This window comes from Maritalea myrionectae (assembly GCF_003433515.1).
GTDB classification, from domain to species: domain Bacteria; phylum Pseudomonadota; class Alphaproteobacteria; order Rhizobiales; family Devosiaceae; genus Maritalea; species Maritalea myrionectae.
Genome location: NZ_CP021330.1, coordinates 1,189,681 through 1,210,854, shown reverse-complemented (window position 1 = coordinate 1,210,854; position 21,174 = coordinate 1,189,681). Strand labels below are relative to the sequence as shown.

The following is a 21,174-nucleotide window of genomic DNA, read 5'->3' as shown; positions in this document are numbered from 1 at the left end:
TTTGCAATAAAGGCACTATGTCCCTTACCGATCTGGAACAAAGATTATTGGCCGAAATCACGGCCCACCCTTACGCCAGCCAAAAAGAGCTTGGCGAGCGTCTGGGCGTGGCACGGGCAACTGTCGCCAATTATATTGAGCGCCTGCAAGCCAAGGGCTACATTCTCGGGCGCGCCTATATTGTGGCGCAACAGCAAAGCATTTTGTGCATAGGCGGCGCGGTGATGGACCGGGTGCTCAAGCTGAAAGAGCCCGGCATTTTGGAAACCTCCAACCCGGCGAGCGCTGAAGAAACCCGTGGCGGCGTGGCCCGCAATGTGGCTGAAAATCTTGCGCGCTTGGGCGAGCCCACCAAACTGCTTTCAATCGTCGGCGACGATGGCGCGGCAGACGCGTTGAGCGCCGCCACCACACAAAGTGGCGTCGACCTTTCCCACATGGTGCGCAACCGCAACTTGGCCACAGGCACCTACACTGCGATTATGCAGCCCGATGGCGGTCTCTATCTGGGCGTCGCGGATATGGACATTTTCAACCAAATGGACGCAGCTTTTGTGCAAACCCATTTGGGACTGATCAGCGGCTCAGCCCTGATATTTGCCGACACCAACTTGTCGGCGGATGGCTTGGCCAAACTCGTCACCCATTGCCGCGACCAGAATATTCCGCTGGCCGTTGACACTGTTTCAATTCCGAAATTCAAACGCCTGCCGGACGATCTCAGCGGCATCAGCTATCTGTTCTGCAATAAGGACGAAGCTTTGGCTGCCACCGAGCAAGCAACACCAGACGCAATGATCACTGCTTTGATCTCACGCGGTGCCGAACATGTGATCATCACCGACGGCGCCAACGGCGTCTATCTCTCTTATCAAAACACCATGCAGCACCTTGCCGTGCCTGCGGCCGAAATCGTGGACGTTTCCGGCGCGGGCGACGCCTTTGTGGCGGGCACGCTGCATGGTCTTAATCAAAAGCTGCCCCTTGCTCATGCCGCACAATTCGGCATCGGCGCAGCGCAACACACCCTCAAATCCACCCTGCGTAACAGCCCCGACCTCTCCCACACGGCGGTTGAAACATTTGCGCAGCAGCATTTTGCATCCAACTAAGGATTCCTCCCATGAATTTTGATCTTCAATTTGGTGCACATGTCGCCGAAGCCTTGAAAAACAACACGCCCATTGTGGCGCTCGAAACCACCGTGGTGACCCACGGCATGGCCTATCCCAGCAATCTGGAAACAGCGCTCACCATGGAAAATGCCGTAAAAGAAGCCGGTGCTTGCCCAGCGACACTCGGCATTGTGGATGGACAGGTGACTGTCGGTTTGACCGAGGAGCAGCTGAAAGACTTTGCCACAAGCGAACGCGGTTCAATTGCCAAATGTTCGCGCCGCGACTTTGCGCCATTGTTGGGCAAAAACCAATCCGGCTCTTTAACCGTCGCAGGCACCATGATCGTGGCCGCTGCCGCCAAAATCGACATCTTCGCTACCGGCGGCATTGGCGGCGTGCACCGCGGCCACCCATTTGATGTGTCCGCTGACCTGACCGAATTGGGCAAAACGCCCGTTGCCGTGGTCTGCGCGGGTGCCAAGTCGATCCTTGATTTGCCGCTTACCCTTGAAGTTTTGGAAACCCAAGGCGTGCCCATTGTTGGCTATCAAACCAAAAACCTGCCCGCTTTTTACACACGCGATAGCGGCTTGGCCCTGCCCCACAGTGTGGACAATATTGCCGAAGCTGCCGCCACCTACACTGCATGGCGCGACTTGGGTGCAGATAGCGGATTGCTGTTCACCAACCCGGTGCCAGAAGCGGACGCGCTGAGCAATGATGAGATGGAAACCATCATCGACAAGGCAATCGCCGAAGCGGACGCGAACAACATCAAAGGCGCGGCAGTCACCCCATTTGTTTTGGGTAAAGTGGTGGAATTAAGCGAAGGCCGTTCACTCAAAGCAAACATTGCGCTATTGATCAACAACGCGAAACTGGCCGGGGAGATTGCCGTCGCGGCCAAACGATAGGCGTTTTAGGGGTTGAGAGCGACGAATGATCACCAGAAACGATGATGCAAGCGTAACTCAACCGCTCAAATTTTTGCTCATTGCAGGCGTTGCCCTTTTGCTGGGGCTGCGCCTTTTCTTTTGGCTAAGCGGCAATATGGTGGCGGACGAAGCCTATTATTGGATGTGGTCGCAACATCCAGCCATTTCCTATTATGACCATCCGCCGCTCAACGCCTGGACCCTTTGGGCGGCGTCCAAAATGGTTGGCTGGAATGTCTGGGCTTTGCGCCTTATGCCGGTTTTGACATTCCTGGCCGACATTTGGGTGCTTTGGCTCATCTCCAAACAAATCAGCACCGCCCCCAAGCGGCATTTTGCAGTGACCTTTGTGTTGTTTCTCAGCACGCCCATCTTCCTCACCATGACCATGCTGGCGCTGCCAGATCATCTCATGGTGTTGCTGCTGCTGCTCGGCCTGTTGTTCTTTCTTAAATTCTTTATTCCGCTCAACGAAGATCAGCCCCCCGTTTGGCTTTGGCTATATGCCGCATGCATCTGCGTCGGGCTGGCCACGCTGGCCAAATATAACGCGGTGCTCCTGGGCGCGGGCGTCTTCCTCTACGCAGTTTTCACCCCCAATGCGCGGCGCATCTTTCGTCATGGACAGAGCTATCTCGCCTTTGCGCTTTTCCTTCTGGTCGTCGGCCCTGAGATTTATTGGAACATCAACACCAACGCCTCCTCCATCAGTTTTATTTTGCGCGATCGACATGCGGGCCTGCCGTCGGAAAACAATTTTAGCGGTCTGATCGGCTATCTGGCTGGCATGGTTGGTTTTTTGTCGCCCTTTTTGATCTGGCCCTTGGCAAAAACTCTATGGCCCCGACCCAACGCGCCCGCTGGCTTGGGCATCGCGAAGTTTGCGTTCTGGACCTCCAGCCTTCTGTTTCTGGTGCTCTCATTCACCACAGACATCATGTTCCATTGGAACCTTGTGGCCTATATCGCAATCCTGCCCTTTCTCGCCCAATATGTGCGCTGGGGGTGGCTTACATTTGCGCATGTGGTTTATGGCGTTCTTCTGGCGGCGATCATTGCTTTTAACTTTGGCGTTTTGCCCATCCGCACCTATTTCAGCACCGCCGACTATTTTTCCGCCCGTTCATTCGGCTGGACGGAAACCGCAACACGGGTGCAAACACTCATGGCTGAACATGACATAGGCTTTGTGGCGGGCACACATTATACCATTTCCGCCCCCCTAGGGTTTGCAATGCAAGACGCAAATGTCACTGATTTGGGCGGCGCCCCTTCTCAATTTCGCTATTGGTTTGAGCCAGCCCAGCATTTGGGCGAAAACGCGCTCATCATCACCCACGCAGGCAATGGCCTGGGGGAAACCCTTGCCGATCGCTTCGAGACAGTCGAGCTAGTCGACACAATAGAAATCTACCGCCAAGGCTATTTGGTGGAAAAGCGCCACACCTATTTAGCAACCAACTTTAAAAACTAGCCAAAAAAAGGGCGCCCAACCGCAGTTGAAGGCACCCATTTCAGATTGAAACGCGTCTACTCCTAGCGCGCTTTAATCGGGTCACGCCATGCAATGGCTTTGCTCGCAGGGTAGCACCCCACCGCGACCTTCTTTGAATAATTGCCAGAGATGATTTTGACCTGGCCATTGTCACATTTGCCCATCACAACCCCCACATGATTGCGCATCACCATGATTGAGCCCACCTTGGCGGTTTTTGTGGTCTTGCCATAAGAGGCAAAGTCTCGGGCGCGGTTCGACCCGCGCGATTGAAATCCAGCCCGTTTCAAAATTTGATCCATATAGCAGGCACACCATTTTGACGGGCATCCACCGGGGCGGCGCTGCCCCAAATCTTTTTCCATCAGTCTAACCAAAGGGGTAGCCTGTGCCGGCACCACTGCAGAAAACGGCAGCACAAGCGCAAGCACGGCAATCACCGCGCGCAAAGTCATTTTGTTCATGTAGCTGTTCACCAAGCGGACGCGGTGCCCTGCACCAAAACGTCCCGATTATCCTATTGTTCGTCAAACGCGCCAACCAGCAGGCACGCTCAGATAAAAGCGCGAAACATCGCGACGGGCCGCCATGTGGCGCCCGAATGTGTCAGAAATGAGGACCCCTTGACGCTGCGCGGCAAAACCAATCAAATGATCAAAAAATCCCTCCCTTCGCGCAGCAATAGAGGCGTTTATGCAACATTATGATGTGATTGTGGTTGGCCTTGGGGCCATGGGCAGCGCAGCTGCCTTTCAATTGGCCAAGTCCGGCACCAAGGTTTTGGGCCTTGATCAACACACACCGCCACACATTCATGGGTCCACCCACGGGGAAAGCCGCCTGACCCGGCAGGCAATTGGGGAAGGCTTCGCCTATGTGCCCTTTGCTTTACGCGCCCACGAAATCTGGCGCGAGATTGAAGCCGAAACTGGCGAAAAACTGCTCAATGAAATTGGCGCAGTGATGATCTCCAGTGATCAATCAGACCAAGCCACGGCCAAAAAAGGCTTTTTGGCAACAACCGAGGCAGCCGCCAAGAAGTTTGACATCCAACATGAAATGCTCACCCCGGCGGAGGTGCGCAGTCGATTTCCAAACTTCCTCATCAGCGACAATGAACATGCCTATTTTGAACCCGGCGCCGGCTATTTGCGGGCGGAGCAATGTGTCGATAATCAACTCAAGCTCGCGGAAAAATATGGTGCCGACTTGCGATATGGACAGGTCGTGGGCGAAATCATGCCGCAGGCCGATGGCGCGGTTAATGTGCGCACGCAACAAGAAACCTTCAGCGCCGCAAAAGTGATTTTGAGCGCCGGGCCATGGGTGCGATCATTTCTCCATCCGAAATGGCACGATATTTTCCAGCCCACCCGACAGGTGCTGCATTGGCTGGATATCGAAAAAGACCATCAATCAGCTTGGGAAAATAGCCCGGCCTTTGCCTGGCCTCATGGCGAAGAGCCCGACGACTTTTTCTATGGCATGCCGTCACTTGCCGCGCCACATCAATTCAAAATGGCATCCGAATTCTATGGCGCGCCAACATTGCCGGAAGAGACAAATCGGGAGGTTAGTCGCGCAGAACAAGACGAATTTTTCCGCCGCCACCCAAAAGATCGACTGCTCGGGTTGAACCCGAATGTCGTGCGCTCCGCAACCTGTCTTTATACCGCAGCGCCGGACGGCCAGTTTATTATGGATGATCACCCTGATATGGAAAATGTTTTTCTGGTATCGCCCTGCTCCGGCCATGGCTTCAAGCACAGTGCCGCCATTGGCGAAATGCTGGCCCAACTCATGACAAAGGGCGAAACATCTTACGACATTTCGCCCTTCAAATTGTCACGATTTAATCGGGTCTAGCTCGTCACCATGCGGGTGATATAGAACCCTGCTGCGGCGGCAGTCGCGGTCAGGGTCGCACCCCAAATCATATCGACGATGGCCACACTCACCGGCCAATCTTTCAACGTGGCATAGTTGGTCATGTCATATGTGCCATAGGCGAGCAGCCCCAAGAGCGCGCCTGAAATCACGGCGGGCATCACCGAACCGGCCTTAAGCGCGGGCAAAACTGCGAAATAAACGATACCCACAACATAAAACAAATAGAACACACCGGCGGCGGCGAAGTTCGGACTATCCGCCATTAAATGGCTGATGCGTTCAAAATAAAAGTTACGGGCGACATAGCTAAGCCAAACAAAGTCAATTCCCAGAAAAACCACCAATGTGGCGACGTAAGCGATTAGATTGGTCATGTTGTTGCTCCTGTTGTAAGACTTACGCCATGGCCAAGCTAGGCGGATCACTCTTCAGCCCCAGTTCGTCAATTTATTACGGGGAACGTTGTGATCCATTACACACAAGTCCGCGTTTCTTCTACATCAGATTTATCGATCGGAACCGGACTTTATGAGTAAATTGAACATTGCCGTCGTCGGCTCAGGTATCTCAGGTTTAAGCGCGGCTTGGTTGTTGTCCAAAAACCATAACGTGACCCTATACGAAGCCAATGATTATTTGGGGGGCCATTCAAACACGGTTGAAGCACCCGTGCCTGAAGGCAACATTCCGGTCGACACCGGCTTTATCGTTTACAACGAGCCAAACTACCCGAACTTGTCAGCTCTGTTTGAGCATTTTGACCTGCCGACAAAACATACGGATATGAGCTTCTCATTCACCATGAATGGGGGCAAATATGAATATTCGGGTTCAGGCCTCAACGGGTTCTTTGGCCAACGCCGCAATGTGGCCAACCCCATGCATTGGAGCCAATTGGCCGACATCTTGCGGTTTTTTAAATCAGCTCAATCACGCATCGCCACCTATAACCAGGAAATTTCGCTGGGTGATTTTTTGGCGCGCGAAGGTTATGACCGCCCCTTCATTGATAATCATATTATCCCCATGGGTGCCGCCATCTGGTCCACCAAAGCCAAGGCGATGATGGATTATCCGGCACAAACATTCATCAATTTCTACCACAATCATGCGTTGATGAAGGCCATTCAAAAACCGGATTGGCGCACTGTGATTGGCGGCAGCCGCGAATATGTAAAATGCATGATCGCCGACTCGAATATCGACGTGCATCTATCCACACCGATCAAAAAGATCATGCGCCACCCCAATTACGTGCACATCGAAGATGGCAATGGCGTTTTGCGCCCGTTTGACCATGTGGTGATGGCCAGCCACGCTGACCAAAGCCTTGCGATGCTCGACGATGCCAGCGCAGCGGAACAGAATTTGTTGCGCCACTTCCCTTACCAGCCGAACAAAGCTGTGTTGCACACCGATGATGCTTGGATGCCAAAGCGCAAACGACTTTGGTCATGCTGGAACTATTTGAAGCAAACGGTGAACGGCGAAGATGAATTGTGCGTCACTTATTGGATGAACGAATTGCAGCATTTGGAGACCAAAACTGATCTGTTCGTCACCCTCAATCCGACACGTGACATTCACCCCAAAGCGGTCATCCAAAGCTTTGACTATATGCACCCGGTTTTCGACAGCGAGTCAATCGAAGCGCAAAAAGACCTGTGGCAGCTTCAGGGGAAAAACCGCACCTGGTTCTGTGGCGCTTATTTTGGCTATGGCTTCCACGAAGATGGTATCCAGTCCGGCTTGGCCGTCGCCGAGCAGTTGGGCGGCGAAGCCCGCCCGTGGCAGGTTGAAAATGAATCCGGCCGCATCAACGTGACACCATTGGCACCGCGCGAGGCAGCAGAATGATGGAAAGCGCAGTTTATGATGGCATCGTAACACACAAGCGGCTGCGGCCGATTGAGCATAAATTGCGCTATGGCGTGTTCAACCTGTTTGTCGAAGTCGATGATTTGGACCGCACCGCTGAACATTTAAAACTGTTTAGCCACAACAAATTCAATCTCTTGTCTTTGCACGATAAAGATTTTGGCGACGGCACAGGACAAGACCTTCCGGGCTATTTGAAGGATCTGGCCGAAAAAGCCGGAGTCAAATCTGAAAAGCTGCGCTTTTTCATGCTTGCCTATCCGCGCATCCTCAATTTCGCCTTTAATCCGTTGACCACCTATTACGCGGTGGAACGCGGCAAAATCAAATTGATGATCTATGAGGTGCGCAACACATTTGGCGAGCGCCATACCTATGTGATCCCTGCGGGGGAAGCCGAAGATGGCGTGATTTGGCAAGATTGCGCAAAGCAGTTTTACGTCTCACCGTTCAACAATGTCGAAGGCAATTATCGCTTTCATGTGACCAAACCCGGTGAAGAATTGACCTTGGGCGTCGCGCTGAAGGATGCGGACGGTGCCCTGCTCAATGCCTTTGTGCATGGGGAGCAAAAGCCACTTACCGACATGCAACTACTAAAGTCTCTCGGCCGAACAGGCTGGATGACAATGAAAGTGGTGTTTGGCATCAACTTTGAAGCGCTGAAGTTGTGGATTAAAGGGTTGCGTCCCAAGCCCAAGCCAGACGCGCCCAAACGCGCCATCGCGATTTTCAAAAAACCACATAATGTTGACTAAACAACGCGGCTAAATCGAAGCCCTGATCCGGCGCATCACAAACAGGTAGAGCCAGTTTGGGGCCACTCGCAACATCTTCATAACCAGCGTAAAGCCGAATGGGAACGAGATTTCAAACTTGCGCTTGGCCAATCCCTTATAAAGCGCCTCGGCTGCCTCGTCGGCTGACATCAGACCCGGCATGGGGAATGGGTTATCTTGCGTCAACGGTGTATCCACAAAACCCGGATTAACGATGCTCACGCCGATATTGTGCGGCTCCAACTCGACCTTTAAAATCTCTGCCAGATTGATCAGCGCGGCCTTGGTTGGGCTGTAGGCGATGGAACGCGGCAAGCCGCGATAGCCTGCAACGGAGGCAATGATGGCAATATGCCCGACGCCACGCGTCTTCATCATGGGGATCAGTTTGTCGACCGCGTTAAGGGTGCCAAAATAATTGACTTCCATGCCCGTACGAATGGGAGCCATGTCCATCTGGTCGCTGTCCATAATCGTCCAGGCACCCGCGCCAAGCACAACGAAATCGATGGGCGCACGGTCCGCAATCATATCGATTGCCGCGTTCATCATCGACACGTCGGTTACATCCACCGGAAAGGCACGAATATTCTGGCCTTCAGAAACCAGTGAATTCAGCTTGTCTTCAGAACGCGCAGAAACGGAAACGAGCGCGCCATCCGCATCGAGCTTTTTGGCCAAAGCCCGCCCGATCCCGGTGCTGGCGCCCGTGATCCAAATGTGTTTGCCTTTAAAGGACATATATCACCTAAATCCGCACGAAGGGCTGCATCAACCGAACGATCAGATCCTTAAACCGTGTGGGCGCTTCAGTCGCTACAAGACAAATACAGGCCTCGCCTGGCTCCACAATCGGCTGGTGCTCAATATCTTCGTCCAGGTCCGCCACATCGCCAGGGCCGAAAACGCCCAATTTATCGCGATAAGCACCTGAAAGAATAAGGGTCATCTCAGCGCCGCCATGCCCGTGCTCTGGCACGGCCATCCCTGGGGAAATGTTGAGCATATAAAGCGAAGACTCGCCTTTTTTGCCCTGCTGAATTTCATATTTTCGCACACCGGGCGCAACCAGGCGCCAGCGCACATCGTCCATATGATCGCCAATCAAGGCCCGCAATGGCAAAGGCACATCACTATCTGGTGCTGATTTCTTGGGCAAATCCACTTCAATTTGCTCATCAGCGCCCGAATCTAGGCGCGCCATCATCCGCTCAAACGCATCGTCAGACACAGGCGCCTGTGCCACATGATCCATCATATGGCCGCCAATTTCTTCCGCATCGCGTGCCGCTTTTCGGCATTTGTCACACATGGCCAAGTGCGCAGCCACCACCATGGTGAAGGCACTATCTAAATCGCCACTGGCATAACGCAACAAGGTTGCATCATCGAGATGGTGTTGGGTTGTCATCGCACCGCCTCCAACTTAGATTTCATTTTTCCATATGCTAGCCGCATACGAGATTTCACAGTGCCCAAAGGCAGACCCAGCTTTTCCGCAATTTCACTTTGCGACATGTCTTCTATAAATCCCAATTCGATGATCTGCCGCTGTTCTTCAGGCAACTCGGACAGCGCTTCGCTGACCCGTTCCGCCCGCTCGGTTGCAAACATTTCGTCTTCTCCCGAGGCGACATCACTTTCCATTTCAATTTCATAAACATCATCATAGGGCCGTGAAGACGCACGTCGCAGCAAATCAATCCGTGCATTCCGCGCCACAGTGAACACCCAAGCATTCACCGAACCACGGTCAGGGGCATAAAGCTTTGCTTTACGCCACACGGTCATCATTACATCCTGCATCAAATCCTCGGCTTGGCTCTCATTGCTCCCCGCTTTGAGGAGCACAGCTTTCACCCGGGGCGCAAAGTACGAAAATAAGAACTGGAACGATTCCCGATCCTGAACCTCAGCAACACGGACCATAGCCTGCTTCAAAAGCGTTGGATCATCTGCCGTGCCTATATTTTCGTCATTGTGTGCCAAATTTAACGCCGATCGCATATTTGGACCCTTTGTGACTGTTCTTTGCCTAATTAACGGGCGGCATCAGAATTCGGTTCACATCCGGATCAAAAAATAATTTCAATAATATTCGCACCTTAACCGATAAGTTTGGCTTGTACATCCCCTTGCCATCCGAGATGCTTTTTGTCGCCCTCCACAATGACCGGACGCTTCATCAGGCTGGGGTTTTCAGCCAACAAATCCAGCGGATCGCGCTGCCGTTCTTCTTCGCTCAAACCGCGCCATGTGGTGGACTTTTTATTCACCAGCCTATCAACGCCAAACGCATCCAAAAACACCGCAAGCTGATCTTTGCCAAGCGGTTCCTTTTTCACATCGTGAAACGCCACATCACGCCCCGCTGCCTCCAGCGCTTTGGTCGCCTTGCGGCAGGTGTCACAGTTTTTAAGGCCATACAGTGTGAGCATTCTATCCTCTTTCATAAAAATCTCGCCAGCTCGGCAACAGGCTGCCATCATATCCTTCGTGTGGCTCACTGTGCCATAGGGCATTCAGAATGGCGTTTTCGGTGGCTTCGACACCAGCCAAGAAAACTTTGTCTGCATGTCGGTCCGACAGCCGCTGCTGCACTACGATGTCATCACCATTCAGTTTCCGCGCATTTTGCGTTGAGAACGCCAAGGCAACGTCACCGCTATGATGGCCATAATGGCTGCCCAATCGCCCCAAAGCCGCCGCTGCGCGCAGCGACAATCGGGAGAGTTGCAAACTGTCGAGCGGCAGGTCTGTGGCCATCACGATGATGATGGACCCTGCATCTGGGCTATCAGGCGTCTGATCGGTAAACTTTTGTGGATTTTGGCCAAACACACGAATGTTCGACCGTTGGCCAAAATTCGACAGCACAAATGACCCGAGCGTATAGGTCTGTTCGCCGATTTGAACCTTGCGCGATGCGCTGCCAAGGCCACCTGCGAACCCAAAGGTACACATGCCGGTTCCCGCCCCGACAGTGCCCTGAGCAAAGGTCGTGTCGCACTGGTCCAGCGCCGCGTCGACCAAATCGCCATCAATGCCGATGGCCTGAATATCGTTGACGCGGCCATCATTACATTCAAACACCAGCGGGTTGACGGTTGCGCTGCCATTCCGCCCGATTTGCGGATTTTCAGCGATGGCGCGTTCAATCAAAACTTGCGAGGCGATGCCCACGCCAAGCGTGTTGGTGAACACAATTGGCGTTTCAATTTCGCCCAATTCAGGCACCTGAACCAGCCCCGCCGACTTACCAAAACCGTTGATGACCGCGCATCCGGCAGGCAGCTTGTTGGCGTAAATATTATCCGCCATGGGCAGCAAGGCGGTTACCCCGGTGCGGGCGTTGCCCTGCATATTTTGCACATGGCCGACGCGCACCCCTTCCACGTCGCAAATCGAATTGGTGCGCCCTGTGGGCAATTGCCAATATCCAATGGCAGCGTCATCAAAGGGGGCATAACTCATCAATCAAATTTCCTGTTTACGGGTCGCCAGTTATTGGTTGCACCAAAATTTGTGTCATGCCAATCTCGCGCTGACCAGCCCCATCGTCATCTAATGACTGATTTTCCAAAACAGATTGCACCAATATGTACGAGAACCTCAAAACCCAAAATATCGACAATATCGCAGATTTTATTGATTTGCGGTCGGACACTGTAACCAAGCCAGATGCGCAATTGCGCGAAGTGATGGCGGCAGCGGATGTGGGTGATGATGTTTATGGGGACGACCCGAACGTCAATGCTTTGCAAGACGAAATGGCACAAAAGCTGGGCAAAGAGGCCGGGATTTTTCTGCCCTCCTCCACACAATCAAACCTGGTGGCGATGCTGACCCATAATCCACGCGGCCGCGAGATTGTGGTGGGGCGAAAATATCACATATTTAAATATGAAGCGGGCGGCGCTGCTGTTTTGGGCGGCCTGACTTATGACCCACTTCCGGTCCAAGAGGATGGCGGGCTCAACACCGAAGATATCCACGCGGCCATCAAGCCGAACGACAGTCACTTCCCCATAAGCTCCACCTTGGTGTTGGAAAACACCCACTCCGGCCAAGCCGTGAGCATGGAGCGCACCAAAGCCGCGGCAGACGCGGGCCGCGCTCACAATATGAACATACACCTCGATGGCGCGCGCATGTTCAATGCCTGCGTAAAATTGGGCGTAGACGCCCCCACCATGGCCGCGCCGTTCGACAGCATCAATATCTGCCTGTCGAAAGGCTTGGGCGCCCCAGTCGGCGCAGTGCTTGTGGGTAGCAAAGACTTTATCCACCAGGCCAAGCGCTGGCGGAAAATGTTGGGCGGCGGCATGCGGCAGGCTGGCATTATTGCCGCAGCGGGCCGATTTGCCCTGCACAATTATATGGATGATTTGGCGGAAGATCATCGTCGCACCAAACACCTCGCCGATGCGTTGCGCGAAACCGGACGCTATGATGTGACCTATCAGGATAACCAAACCAATATGCTGTTTGTGCATCTTGAAAAGGACCGCGCCAAAAAGCTGGGTGCCCATATGCGCGACAACAAAATCATCGTTTCGGCAGGCACTGAAAGCCGCATCGTGTTGCATCGCAACATCGATGACAATCAGCTCGACCAAATCATCTCAGCCTTCAAAAGCTTTAACGGATAACCATGACATCAACCCCGCACACCAACCTTTGGCAAGCCACCGCAAACGCCCCGCAGTTCGATCAGACACATGATCAGCAAAGCGTCGATCTCGCCATTATTGGTGGCGGGTTTTCCGGCTGCGCCGCTGCCCTTGAAGCGGCCAAGGCAGGCTTGAACGTGATTTTGCTGGAAGCCGAAACCATCGGCTTTGGTGGCTCTGGCCGGAATGTTGGGCTGGTGAATGCCGGGCTGTGGACGCCACCGCAGGAGGTGGAAGATACGCTGGGTCAGCAGGCGGGGCAAAAGCTGAATACCGCCCTCGCGGCGGCCCCCGATCTCGTGTTCAACTTGATCGAACAGCATCAAATTCAATGTGACGCGGTGCGCAATGGCACACTGCATTGCGCACAAAGCCATCATCACAAGAAAGACTTGGACAAACGGCTGCGCCAGCTGACCGCCCGCGACGCACCCGTAGAGATGTTGAGTGAAGCGGAAACGCAAAAGCGCCTTGGCTCAACCCATTTTGTGGCCAGCTTGTTTGATCCCCGGGCAGGCACCATCCATCCCCTAAAATTTGCCCAAGGATTGGCGAAAGCAGCACAGCATGCGGGGGCAAAAATTGTCGAACATTGCCCGGCAACAGCAGTGCAACAAGATGGCACCTGGCGCGTGGCCACCCGGCAGGGCGAGTTCAAAGCCAATTATGTGATCATCGCCACCAACGCTTATGATCATAAGCATGTGCGACACTCAAAAGATCAATTCTCGACGGTGCGGTTTTTCCAATCCGCCACTACGCCGCTGACCGATGCGCAGGCCGCAAAAATCCTCCCCAATCGCGAAGGCACATGGGACTGCGCCACAGTAATGACAAGCTTGCGGCTCGACGCAGAAAACCGACTGATATTGGGCGCCATCGGCAGCTTGGACCATGCCTCCGCCCCCTTCCACAAACTGTGGGGACGGCAAAAGCTGCGCGACCTATATCCAGAACTCGCCGAACTGCCCTTCACCCACCAATGGTGCGGTAAAATCGCGATGACCGCCGATCATTTGCCAAAGATTTTGGATCTCGGCGGCAAAGGCTTTGCGCCTTTCGGCTATTCAGGTCGCGGTATTGGCCCTGGCACCTTGTTCGGCACACAAATGGTCAAAGCGCTCATCAACAATGACGAAACCGTGCTGCCAATTGCGCCCATCACACAATATGATGAGAGTTTTACCGGCCTAAAATCCGCCTATTATGAATGTGGCGCGACGGCCGTGCATACCGCCTATCCGGTGTTGAAACATCTGAACATCGGGTAGCCACACTGCTATCCACAGGCAAATAGGAATATGTTCCTCTTTCTTAGAACCATTCTAAGTTATTGATTTTTCTATTGATTTTTTAAACATGATCAATTAACTCATATTTATACGGACAAACATAATCGATATTTTGTCCCATTTTTTGACCTAAAGAGGAGGTCGGGCCTTGCCCCCGACAATCAAACTCATGAAAACACTCGCGAAAATTTCATTCGCCGCCATTTTGTGTGCGAGCCCGACATTCGCTCTGGCCCACGATGAAGCCCACAACGTCGTTGAAACCTACGCCGAAATCGCTCATCTAACTTTTGAAGATAGCCTGATCACCGCCATTGAGCTGCAGGATCAGATCGACGCGTTTTTGGCAGAGCCAACCGAAGCGAACCTGCAAGCGGCTAAAGACGCATGGTTGGCCGCGCGTGTGCCCTATCAGCAAACAGAAGCCTATCGTTTCGGCAATGCCATCGTCGATGATTGGGAGGGCCGCGTAAATGCCTGGCCTTTGGATGAAGGCTTGATCGACTATGTCGACGCCAGCGCCTATGGCCTTGAAAGCGACACCAACCCACTCTTTAACGCCAACATCATCGCCAATAAAGAGATCTCGATAAACGGCGAAACCTTGGTTGTCGACGAGATCACACCAGCATTTCTGAGCGAAAAACTGCACGAGGCGGGCGGCGTTGAAGCCAATGTGGCCACGGGCTACCACGCGATTGAATTTTTGCTCTGGGGCCAGGATTTGAACGGCACAGATGCGGGCACAGGCAACCGCCCCGCGACAGACTATTCGCTTGAAAATTGCACCAATGACAATTGCGATCGTCGTCGGCAATATTTGGACGCTGCATCTGATCTGCTCGTCAGCGATTTGGAAGAAATGGAAGCCAATTGGGAAGAGGACGGCGCGGCCCGTAAAGCTTTGGAAGAAAAGTCTGAAGCCGAAGTGCTCAACACCATTTTGACTGGCCTTGGATCATTGTCTTATGGCGAGTTGGCTGGCGAGCGCATGAAGCTGGGCCTGTTGCTCAACGATCCTGAAGAAGAGCATGATTGCTTTTCTGACAACACCCACAACTCGCATTATTACGACGCCAAGGGCATTCAAAACGTCTATCTGGGACGCTATGAACGGCTTGATGGCACAGTGTTCGAAGGCACATCAATCGCCCACTATGTGAGCCACGCCGATGAAGATGTCGCTAAAGAATTGCGCGCAGACATTGCCAGCACCATGAACGCATTTACCGCGATGGTTGATCGGGCAGAGACCGAAAGCTATGACCAAATGATCGGCGAAGGCAATGCAGAAGGCAACGCCATTGTACAAAACGCCATTGATGCGTTGGTCAAGCAAACACGCTCCATCGAACGCGCCGTTGCCGCGCTTTCATTGGAAGGTGTCGAGCTTGAAGGTTCGGACAGTCTGGACAATCCAGACGCGGTTTTCGAATAGATTTAAACTGGCCGATGCGGGACATCCCGCATCGGCACCCACTGGATCATTTCCATGAAGTCCTTTTTGGCCACGCCGTTTTTCATTTTTGCACTTAGCCAGTTGGCCAGCGCCCAGCCCGTCCCTCAATATGATTGGGCTGAAGACAGCGCCGAGCGTGACCGCTTGTTGCGCGTTACAGCCCCAACCACCGATTTCACCCAAGCCGAAAAGTTTGAAGCCAATCCCGGTGGCGCCACCTCATCTGATGCTGACGGGCGCGAACGGCTGAGCCAGCCCAGCGCAAATCTGCCGCAAGATCAGCGCATGAATTTCACATTGGGCGAAGCTTTGTTTGATAAATTCTGGGTCGCCGCCCCCAGCTCCACCAAAGCATCCGACGGACTGGGCCCGCTTTTCAATGCCCGCGCTTGCCAATCTTGCCACATCCGCAACGGTCGCGGCCGCTTGCCTGAAAATGATGGCGAACAACCTGTTGGCCTCGCCATCAAATTGATCGACACGGCCCGGCAAATGGGGGACCCCATCTATGGCGATCAGTTGCAATTATTCGCCTCGGGCAAAGTACAACCCGAAGCCAAAGTCGCCATTTCTTATCACACGGAAACAGTAAAACTGGATGATGGGGAGCAGATCACGCTGCATCACCCGATCTATGAAATTGACAATTTGAGCCACGGCCCCATCGACACCGCAATCGAGATTTCGCCGCGCATCGCGCCGCCGCTGATCGGCATGGGCCTGATCGATCAAATCGATCCAAACGACATTTTGGCACAAGCAGACCCTGATGATCATGATGGCGACGGTATTTCAGGCAAAGCCAACCTGAAGGGCGACCAATTGGGCCGCTTTGGCTTGCGCGCCGATGTGCACAATCTGGTGCAACAAGTGGCCAACGCCTTCTCAGTTGATATGGGATTGTCTAATTCCAAACATCATGATGATTGGGGCGATTGCACCAGCGCTCAAACCGAATGCCGCACTGCCCCGGGCGGCACGCAGCTCAATTTGGGAAAGCACGAAATACCGCAAAAGGTGCTCGACCTGACAGCATTTTACACCGCAAATCTGGCCGTCCCGAAGCGGAAAAACACCAGTGACCCAACAGTGCTAAAAGGCAAACAGGCATTTTATGACGCGGGATGCGTAAGCTGCCACACGCCCAAATATGTCACCAAACGCGAAGAAGTGGCGGGCGGCAACAGCTTCCAACTGATCTGGCCCTATTCTGACTTTTTGTTGCACGATATGGGCGACGCACTGGCAGATAGAACGCAAAGCGGCACCGTGGGCACACGCGAATGGCGCACACCGCCCCTTTGGGGCATTGGCCATACAAAAGCTGTTGCCGACCAAGAACGATATCTGCATGATGGCCGGGCCCGTAACTTGAAAGAAGCGATCCTTTTCCATGGTGGCGAGGCAGAAACAGCCAAGCAAAACTTTATGGCGCTCGACCGCACAACACGCGACCATCTCATTCAATTTTTGAAGTCATTATGATGAAACACGCCGCCCAATTCGCCCCATTTGCCCTCTCTTTGATCATGGCAAGCAGCGCTCAGGCGCAAGACCCGAGCGCCATGCTCACTGACTATCTGGTGCCCGCTTATCAGCAATTGGCGGCGACCGCAGACGCACAAATCGACGCCATGGAAACCCTGTGCCAAACGCCCTCCGAAGCAAATTTGCACACTGCCCGCGAAGGCTTTGCCGATCTGGTCAGTGCCTATGCTTACGCAGAACCTGTGCGCTTTGGCCCGATCAAACTAAATGATCGGCTGGAGCGCCTTTATTTTTGGCCCGATCGGAAATCCACAGGGCTAAAGCAAGTGCAAAAAGCACTGGTGGGCGAAGATGAAAGCGTGTTGAGCGTCGACAGTCTTCAAGACAAAAGCGTCGCTTTGCAGGGGCTCAATGCCTTGGAATATGTGTTGCACGGTGCGCTGGCGGATAAACTCAAAACCGACGCCAACAGCCATGCCTGCCGCTATGGCGAGACCATCGCCCAGAACATGTGGGCCATGGCTGACCAGATGGTGGTTGATTTGGTAGCAGAGGATGGGTTGATCGCCCAGTTTGAAAACCCGCAGGAACGGTCGGCCCTTTTCCGCACCGAAGAAGATGTATTGAAAATCAGCTTCGAAACATTTTCCCATTTCCCGGAAATCATCAGCGCCACGCGGCTCAATGAATGGGCGGAAGAAAAACCGAACCTCAATGTGCTGCCCTTGCGTCGTGCGGGCCTGAGCATGAATCTGGTCTTGCGCGATATTGAGGGCGTCAGCGCGGCCTTTGATGCCTTCACAGGCACAGACGAACATGAAGAAATGCTGGCCAGCGCATTCGATGCCTATCGCTTCGAGCTGGACAATGCCTTGCGCAACGCAAAAGAGCTTTCCGCCCACAGCAATCAAGAGATTTTGGCCGACGACGCCCTGCGCAAAAAGGTCCACTATTTGCGCATCGTGCTAAACTCACTGCGAGATATCGCCAATGAACAGATCGCCCCCGAACTCGGGCTTGTGGTGGGCTTCTCTTCACTGGATGGTGACTAATGCTGCGGCGCGATTTTCTTAAGATATCTGGCGCCAGTTTTCTCACCAGCCTGGCCCTGCCCGCACAGGAAGTCTTGGCCCAATCTGAGCAAATCTTTGCCTCCTGCGTTGCGTTTCCCAACGGTCAATTTGGCGCGGTGCTGCTGAATGAACGGGGCAAGCTGATCTCAAAGATCGACCTGCCCGCCCGCGGTCACGACATTGCCTTATCAGCACAGAAAGACAAGCTGATCGTTTTTGCTCGCCGCCCCGGCACCTTCGCCATACTGTTTGGCAAAAATGGTAAAGTCTTGGGCGAAATCTCCAGCATCGAGGGCCGCCACTTTTATGGCCATGGTGCCTTTAGCGCCGATGACCGCCTATTTTACGCCACCGAAAACGACTTTAAAAATGCACGCGGCGTCATCGGCATTTACGACCTCACCGCCCAGCCCATCAAACGCGTCGGCGAATTTGATGCAGGCGGCGTTGGTCCCCATGATCTGCTGCTCGATCCACATTCTGGCCATCTCATTATCGCCAACGGTGGCATCGAAACCCACCCCGACTTTGCCCGCGCCAAGCTCAACCTGGCCAGCATGCGCGCCAATATTGCGTGGATTAATCCTTCCACTGGCGACTTACTTGCCCGACATGATGCGCCCGACCAGTTGCAAAAACTCTCCCTGCGCCATATGGCGCTGGGCGGCAACGGCGAGGTTTGGATTGCGGGACAATATCAGAATAAAAGCGAACTTCCGGAAAGCCTCTTGGCCAAGGCCAGCCCCGACAATGGCCTCGACTTTATCCTGATGCCAGAAGATGATCTGTCGGCCCTGCGCAACTATATTGGCTCAGTGGCGACCAGCGGCGATGGGGAGCAAGTGGCGATCACCTCCCCCAAAGGTGGCTGCGCCTATATTCTGGACCGCCACGGCAATATCATTGATCGACGCAAACAGGATGACATCTGCGGGGTGGATTATGGCCGCGACAGGTTTCAATTCTCGTCAGGCCTCGGCGCATTTGGGGACCGAACCCTGGATGATCTACGTTTCGACAATCATTTGATCGCTTTATAAGCGGCAGCAAGTGCTTCATCCCAGCCCTGAGCCGAGATCAAACTGCCTTTGCCAAAAGCCGATCAAGCGCCTGCAAAAAGCTGGACCTATCCTTGGCATCAAAGGGCTTATTGTAGCCTTTGCTCTCGCCGGTTTCGCGCAAATGCTGGTTCAACTCACGCATGCTCAGCGCCATGCCGATATTGTGCGCATCAAACTCTTTGCCTGTTGGTCCCAATGCGCGCGCCTGCTTCTCCAAACAGCGGCTGGCCAAAGGAATATCGGCAGTGATGGCAATTTCGCCAGCGCCAATATGCTCGGCAATCCAATCATCTGCCGCGTCGGCCCCGTGGGGCACGATCACATGCTGGATCATCGGATCGCGCGACGGGCGCAACCCGCCATTGGACACAATGGTCACCGGCACCTGATAGCGCTCGGCGACCTTTAAAACTTCAGCCTTTACGGGGCACGCATCCCCATCAACATAAATTCTCAATTGTCTTCAAACGCCTTGTCGTAGGCGTCTACCAGAGCGACAGCCCGCGTATGCACGACATTTGCGCTCTCGCCGGGTTTATAAAGCCCGCCGCCAATGCCTGCGCCATCAACACCGGCTTGCACCCAGACATCAAAATTGTCTGCGTCCACGCCACCAACGGCATAAACAGGAATACTTGGCGGCAGCACCGCCTTCATGGCTTTGATGCCGCTGGGGCCAATCACCGAGGCAGGGAAAATTTTCAACCCGTCCGCCCCTGCTTGAATGGCCGCAAAACACTCGCTCGGCGTCAACACGCCGGGATAAGACAATAGTCCAGCCTTCTTTGTTGCGCGGATGACGCCCGTATCGCAATTGGGTGAAACCACAAACTGGCCGTCTGCCGACACCAAATTGTCCACATCCTGATCGCTAAGCACAGTGCCCGCACCAATAAGCGCCTGCCCGTCAAAGGCCTTGCGCATTTTAGAGATGCTATCCAAGGGCTGTGGCGAATTGAGCGGCACCTCAATCATGGTGATGCCCGCTTCCACTAACGCAGCAGTCACATCAACAGCTTCGTCTGGCGTGATCCCCCGCAAAATCGCAATCAATTGGCGATGGTTCATGACGCCACTCCTTTTTTCTGTGCTTTCGCAACCAAATTCAGCCCACGTACCGTGAAATTTTCATCCACATCACAAAGCGGGTCTATGTCAAATTCTTCAAATGCGGCTTGATAAATGCCCATCAATTTCGCGCCACCAACAATCGCCACTTGCCCGGTGGCAAAACTATCCATGCCCGACTTGATTTCCATGCCCATCAACAAGCCAGACAACATGGCCCGCCCTTCAACGGGGGTCAGGCCAGCCAACAGACTTTTGGCCCGCAAGCCAAACACCAGATGCGTAAAATCCTGCGGCGCAGACATTGCCTCTTTCACGCCAGTCAGGAAGGCGTCCTCATTCCATCCATCCTCGGCGACGCTTAAGCGCACCACAGACTGCTGAGACAAGAGATTGAACATCTCGCCCGTCATATAGGTTTTAAAACCCGTAACCTGCGCCGATCTTATTTCTGCCCATTTCGAATGGGTGCCAGGCAAGATGATCGTGCCCTCAAAATCGGGATATTTCTCCAGCAATCCGAAAATCTGGGTTTCTTCACCGCGCATCACATCTGCAGGCGCGCTCTGGCAAAGCCCCGGCACAATCTGCACCTCAATGCGCGGATCACTTGTCGCCACTTTGGTCAGCTTCAACGCCCGATGCACATCAAAAGGCACCTGCCCATATGTCGCTTCTTGCCAGCCACCACGTGCGCCAACCATGCCGCAAGCATATATGGGCAGCGTCCCGTCATCAGATAGCCAAGGCGCAATCAAGTCCAATAATGTGGGTTCAAATTCATCAGGCTGAAGCTTGCCCATGCCTTTATCGCTGGCCACCTCATCCACAATGCGCCCTTCTGCATCAATAGCATAGGCGCGGACATTGGATGTGCCCCAATCCAAGGCGATAAATGAAATCTGTTGAGACATAATCGAAACTCCTTGGGCCTTTATGGCGCAGGAATATGTGAAGGCCAAGAC

At 53.7% G+C, this 21,174-nt stretch carries 22 protein-coding genes; 12 read left to right on the top strand and 10 right to left on the bottom strand.

The window, feature by feature from the left end; all coding sequences use genetic code 11:
• Window positions 1-17: 17 nt before the first annotated feature.
• The 3 genes from MXMO3_RS05870 to MXMO3_RS05860 are packed head-to-tail and all read left to right on the top strand — an operon-like array spanning window position 18 to window position 3,527.
• The gene (locus tag MXMO3_RS05870; protein WP_117395262.1) at window positions 18-1,112 is read left to right on the top strand and encodes a carbohydrate kinase; all 1,095 of its coding nucleotides are present in this window, start codon (window positions 18-20) and stop codon (window positions 1,110-1,112) included.
• Between the two features lie 11 nt (window positions 1,113-1,123).
• Window positions 1,124-2,032, top strand: coding sequence for a pseudouridine-5'-phosphate glycosidase (locus MXMO3_RS05865; RefSeq protein ID WP_117395261.1), 909 nt, complete (start codon window positions 1,124-1,126; stop codon window positions 2,030-2,032).
• Window positions 2,033-2,057: 25 nt separating this feature from the next.
• Window positions 2,058-3,527: an ArnT family glycosyltransferase gene (locus MXMO3_RS05860; protein WP_117395260.1), complete on the top strand. Its 1,470-nt coding sequence runs from the start codon at window positions 2,058-2,060 to the stop codon at window positions 3,525-3,527.
• A 62-nt stretch (window positions 3,528-3,589) separates the two neighbouring features.
• Here MXMO3_RS05860 and MXMO3_RS05855 read toward each other — a convergent pair whose 3' ends face one another.
• Window positions 3,590-4,012 (bottom strand): CHAP domain-containing protein, encoded by a 423-nt coding sequence (locus MXMO3_RS05855; RefSeq protein ID WP_117395259.1) that lies wholly within the window; start codon window positions 4,010-4,012, stop codon window positions 3,590-3,592.
• A gap of 229 nt (window positions 4,013-4,241) precedes the next feature.
• Here MXMO3_RS05855 and solA point away from each other — a divergent pair, with 229 nt between their 5' ends.
• Window positions 4,242-5,414, top strand: a complete 1,173-nt coding sequence (gene solA / locus MXMO3_RS05850; RefSeq protein ID WP_117395258.1) for an N-methyl-L-tryptophan oxidase — start codon at window positions 4,242-4,244, stop codon at window positions 5,412-5,414.
• On the opposite strand, the gene MXMO3_RS05845 is transcribed toward solA, so the two are convergent.
• Window positions 5,411-5,812 carry a DUF2177 family protein gene (locus MXMO3_RS05845; RefSeq protein WP_117395257.1) on the bottom strand — a complete coding sequence of 134 codons (402 nt, stop codon included), beginning with the start codon at window positions 5,810-5,812 and terminating at the stop codon, window positions 5,411-5,413. The two genes, solA and MXMO3_RS05845, sit on opposite strands and share 4 nt — an antisense overlap.
• Before the next feature lie 154 nt (window positions 5,813-5,966).
• Here MXMO3_RS05845 and MXMO3_RS05840 point away from each other — a divergent pair, with 154 nt between their 5' ends.
• Window positions 5,967-7,295 carry an NAD(P)/FAD-dependent oxidoreductase gene (locus MXMO3_RS05840; RefSeq protein ID WP_117395256.1) on the top strand — a complete coding sequence of 443 codons (1,329 nt, stop codon included), beginning with the start codon at window positions 5,967-5,969 and terminating at the stop codon, window positions 7,293-7,295.
• Window positions 7,292-8,074 carry a DUF1365 domain-containing protein gene (locus tag MXMO3_RS05835; RefSeq protein WP_117395255.1) on the top strand — a complete coding sequence of 261 codons (783 nt, stop codon included), beginning with the start codon at window positions 7,292-7,294 and terminating at the stop codon, window positions 8,072-8,074. The genes MXMO3_RS05840 and MXMO3_RS05835 overlap by 4 nt, the downstream gene beginning before the upstream one ends.
• Before the next feature lie 9 nt (window positions 8,075-8,083).
• Here MXMO3_RS05835 and MXMO3_RS05830 read toward each other — a convergent pair whose 3' ends face one another.
• From MXMO3_RS05830 to MXMO3_RS05810, 5 genes are all read right to left on the bottom strand, one after another.
• Complete coding sequence (locus MXMO3_RS05830) at window positions 8,084-8,836, bottom strand: SDR family NAD(P)-dependent oxidoreductase (protein ID WP_117395254.1); 753 nt, start codon at window positions 8,834-8,836, stop codon at window positions 8,084-8,086.
• Window positions 8,837-8,843: 7 nt separating this feature from the next.
• The gene (locus tag MXMO3_RS05825; RefSeq protein WP_027834654.1) at window positions 8,844-9,506 is read right to left on the bottom strand and encodes a ChrR family anti-sigma-E factor; all 663 of its coding nucleotides are present in this window, start codon (window positions 9,504-9,506) and stop codon (window positions 8,844-8,846) included.
• Entirely contained in the window at window positions 9,503-10,102 is a 600-nt protein-coding gene (locus MXMO3_RS05820; protein WP_051213558.1) for a sigma-70 family RNA polymerase sigma factor, read from the bottom strand. The genes MXMO3_RS05825 and MXMO3_RS05820 overlap by 4 nt, the downstream gene beginning before the upstream one ends.
• Window positions 10,103-10,200: 98 nt before the next feature.
• Window positions 10,201-10,533 (bottom strand): ArsC/Spx/MgsR family protein, encoded by a 333-nt coding sequence (locus tag MXMO3_RS05815; RefSeq protein WP_205468086.1) that lies wholly within the window; start codon window positions 10,531-10,533, stop codon window positions 10,201-10,203.
• Window position 10,534: 1 nt separating this feature from the next.
• A complete protein-coding gene (locus MXMO3_RS05810; protein ID WP_117395252.1) occupies window positions 10,535-11,569 on the bottom strand; it encodes a P1 family peptidase in 1,035 nt (344 codons plus the stop codon).
• A 125-nt stretch (window positions 11,570-11,694) separates the two neighbouring features.
• On the opposite strand from MXMO3_RS05810, the gene ltaE reads away from it, so the two are divergent.
• The 6 genes from ltaE (at window position 11,695) to MXMO3_RS05780 (ending at window position 19,120) form a co-directional block, all read left to right on the top strand.
• Window positions 11,695-12,747: a low-specificity L-threonine aldolase gene (gene ltaE, locus MXMO3_RS05805; RefSeq protein ID WP_117395251.1), complete on the top strand. Its 1,053-nt coding sequence runs from the start codon at window positions 11,695-11,697 to the stop codon at window positions 12,745-12,747.
• A gap of 2 nt (window positions 12,748-12,749) precedes the next feature.
• Complete coding sequence (locus MXMO3_RS05800; RefSeq protein WP_117395250.1) at window positions 12,750-14,039, top strand: NAD(P)/FAD-dependent oxidoreductase; 1,290 nt, start codon at window positions 12,750-12,752, stop codon at window positions 14,037-14,039.
• Between the two features lie 190 nt (window positions 14,040-14,229).
• Window positions 14,230-15,498, top strand: coding sequence for an imelysin family protein (locus MXMO3_RS05795; RefSeq protein WP_117395249.1), 1,269 nt, complete (start codon window positions 14,230-14,232; stop codon window positions 15,496-15,498).
• Window positions 15,499-15,552: 54 nt separating this feature from the next.
• On the top strand, window positions 15,553-17,004 hold the full coding sequence (locus tag MXMO3_RS05790) for a di-heme oxidoreductase family protein (RefSeq protein ID WP_117395248.1): 1,452 nt from the start codon (window positions 15,553-15,555) through the stop codon (window positions 17,002-17,004).
• Window positions 17,001-18,059: an imelysin family protein gene (locus tag MXMO3_RS05785; RefSeq protein ID WP_117395247.1), complete on the top strand. Its 1,059-nt coding sequence runs from the start codon at window positions 17,001-17,003 to the stop codon at window positions 18,057-18,059. The genes MXMO3_RS05790 and MXMO3_RS05785 overlap by 4 nt, the downstream gene beginning before the upstream one ends.
• On the top strand, window positions 18,059-19,120 hold the full coding sequence (locus MXMO3_RS05780; RefSeq protein ID WP_117395246.1) for a DUF1513 domain-containing protein: 1,062 nt from the start codon (window positions 18,059-18,061) through the stop codon (window positions 19,118-19,120). Before MXMO3_RS05785 ends, MXMO3_RS05780 begins: the two co-directional genes overlap by 1 nt.
• A gap of 37 nt (window positions 19,121-19,157) precedes the next feature.
• Here the strand turns inward: MXMO3_RS05780 and MXMO3_RS05775 are convergent, their stop codons facing one another.
• From MXMO3_RS05775 to MXMO3_RS05765, 3 genes are read right to left on the bottom strand one after another with little or no spacing between them, the layout of a single operon-like run.
• On the bottom strand, window positions 19,158-19,598 hold the full coding sequence (locus tag MXMO3_RS05775; RefSeq protein ID WP_117395245.1) for a YaiI/YqxD family protein: 441 nt from the start codon (window positions 19,596-19,598) through the stop codon (window positions 19,158-19,160).
• Window positions 19,595-20,209 carry a 2-dehydro-3-deoxy-6-phosphogalactonate aldolase gene (locus MXMO3_RS05770; RefSeq protein ID WP_117395244.1) on the bottom strand — a complete coding sequence of 205 codons (615 nt, stop codon included), beginning with the start codon at window positions 20,207-20,209 and terminating at the stop codon, window positions 19,595-19,597. Before MXMO3_RS05770 ends, MXMO3_RS05775 begins: the two co-directional genes overlap by 4 nt.
• A complete protein-coding gene (locus MXMO3_RS05765; RefSeq protein WP_117395243.1) occupies window positions 20,206-21,123 on the bottom strand; it encodes a 2-dehydro-3-deoxygalactonokinase in 918 nt (305 codons plus the stop codon). Before MXMO3_RS05765 ends, MXMO3_RS05770 begins: the two co-directional genes overlap by 4 nt.
• Between the last annotated feature and the right edge of the window lie 51 nt (window positions 21,124-21,174).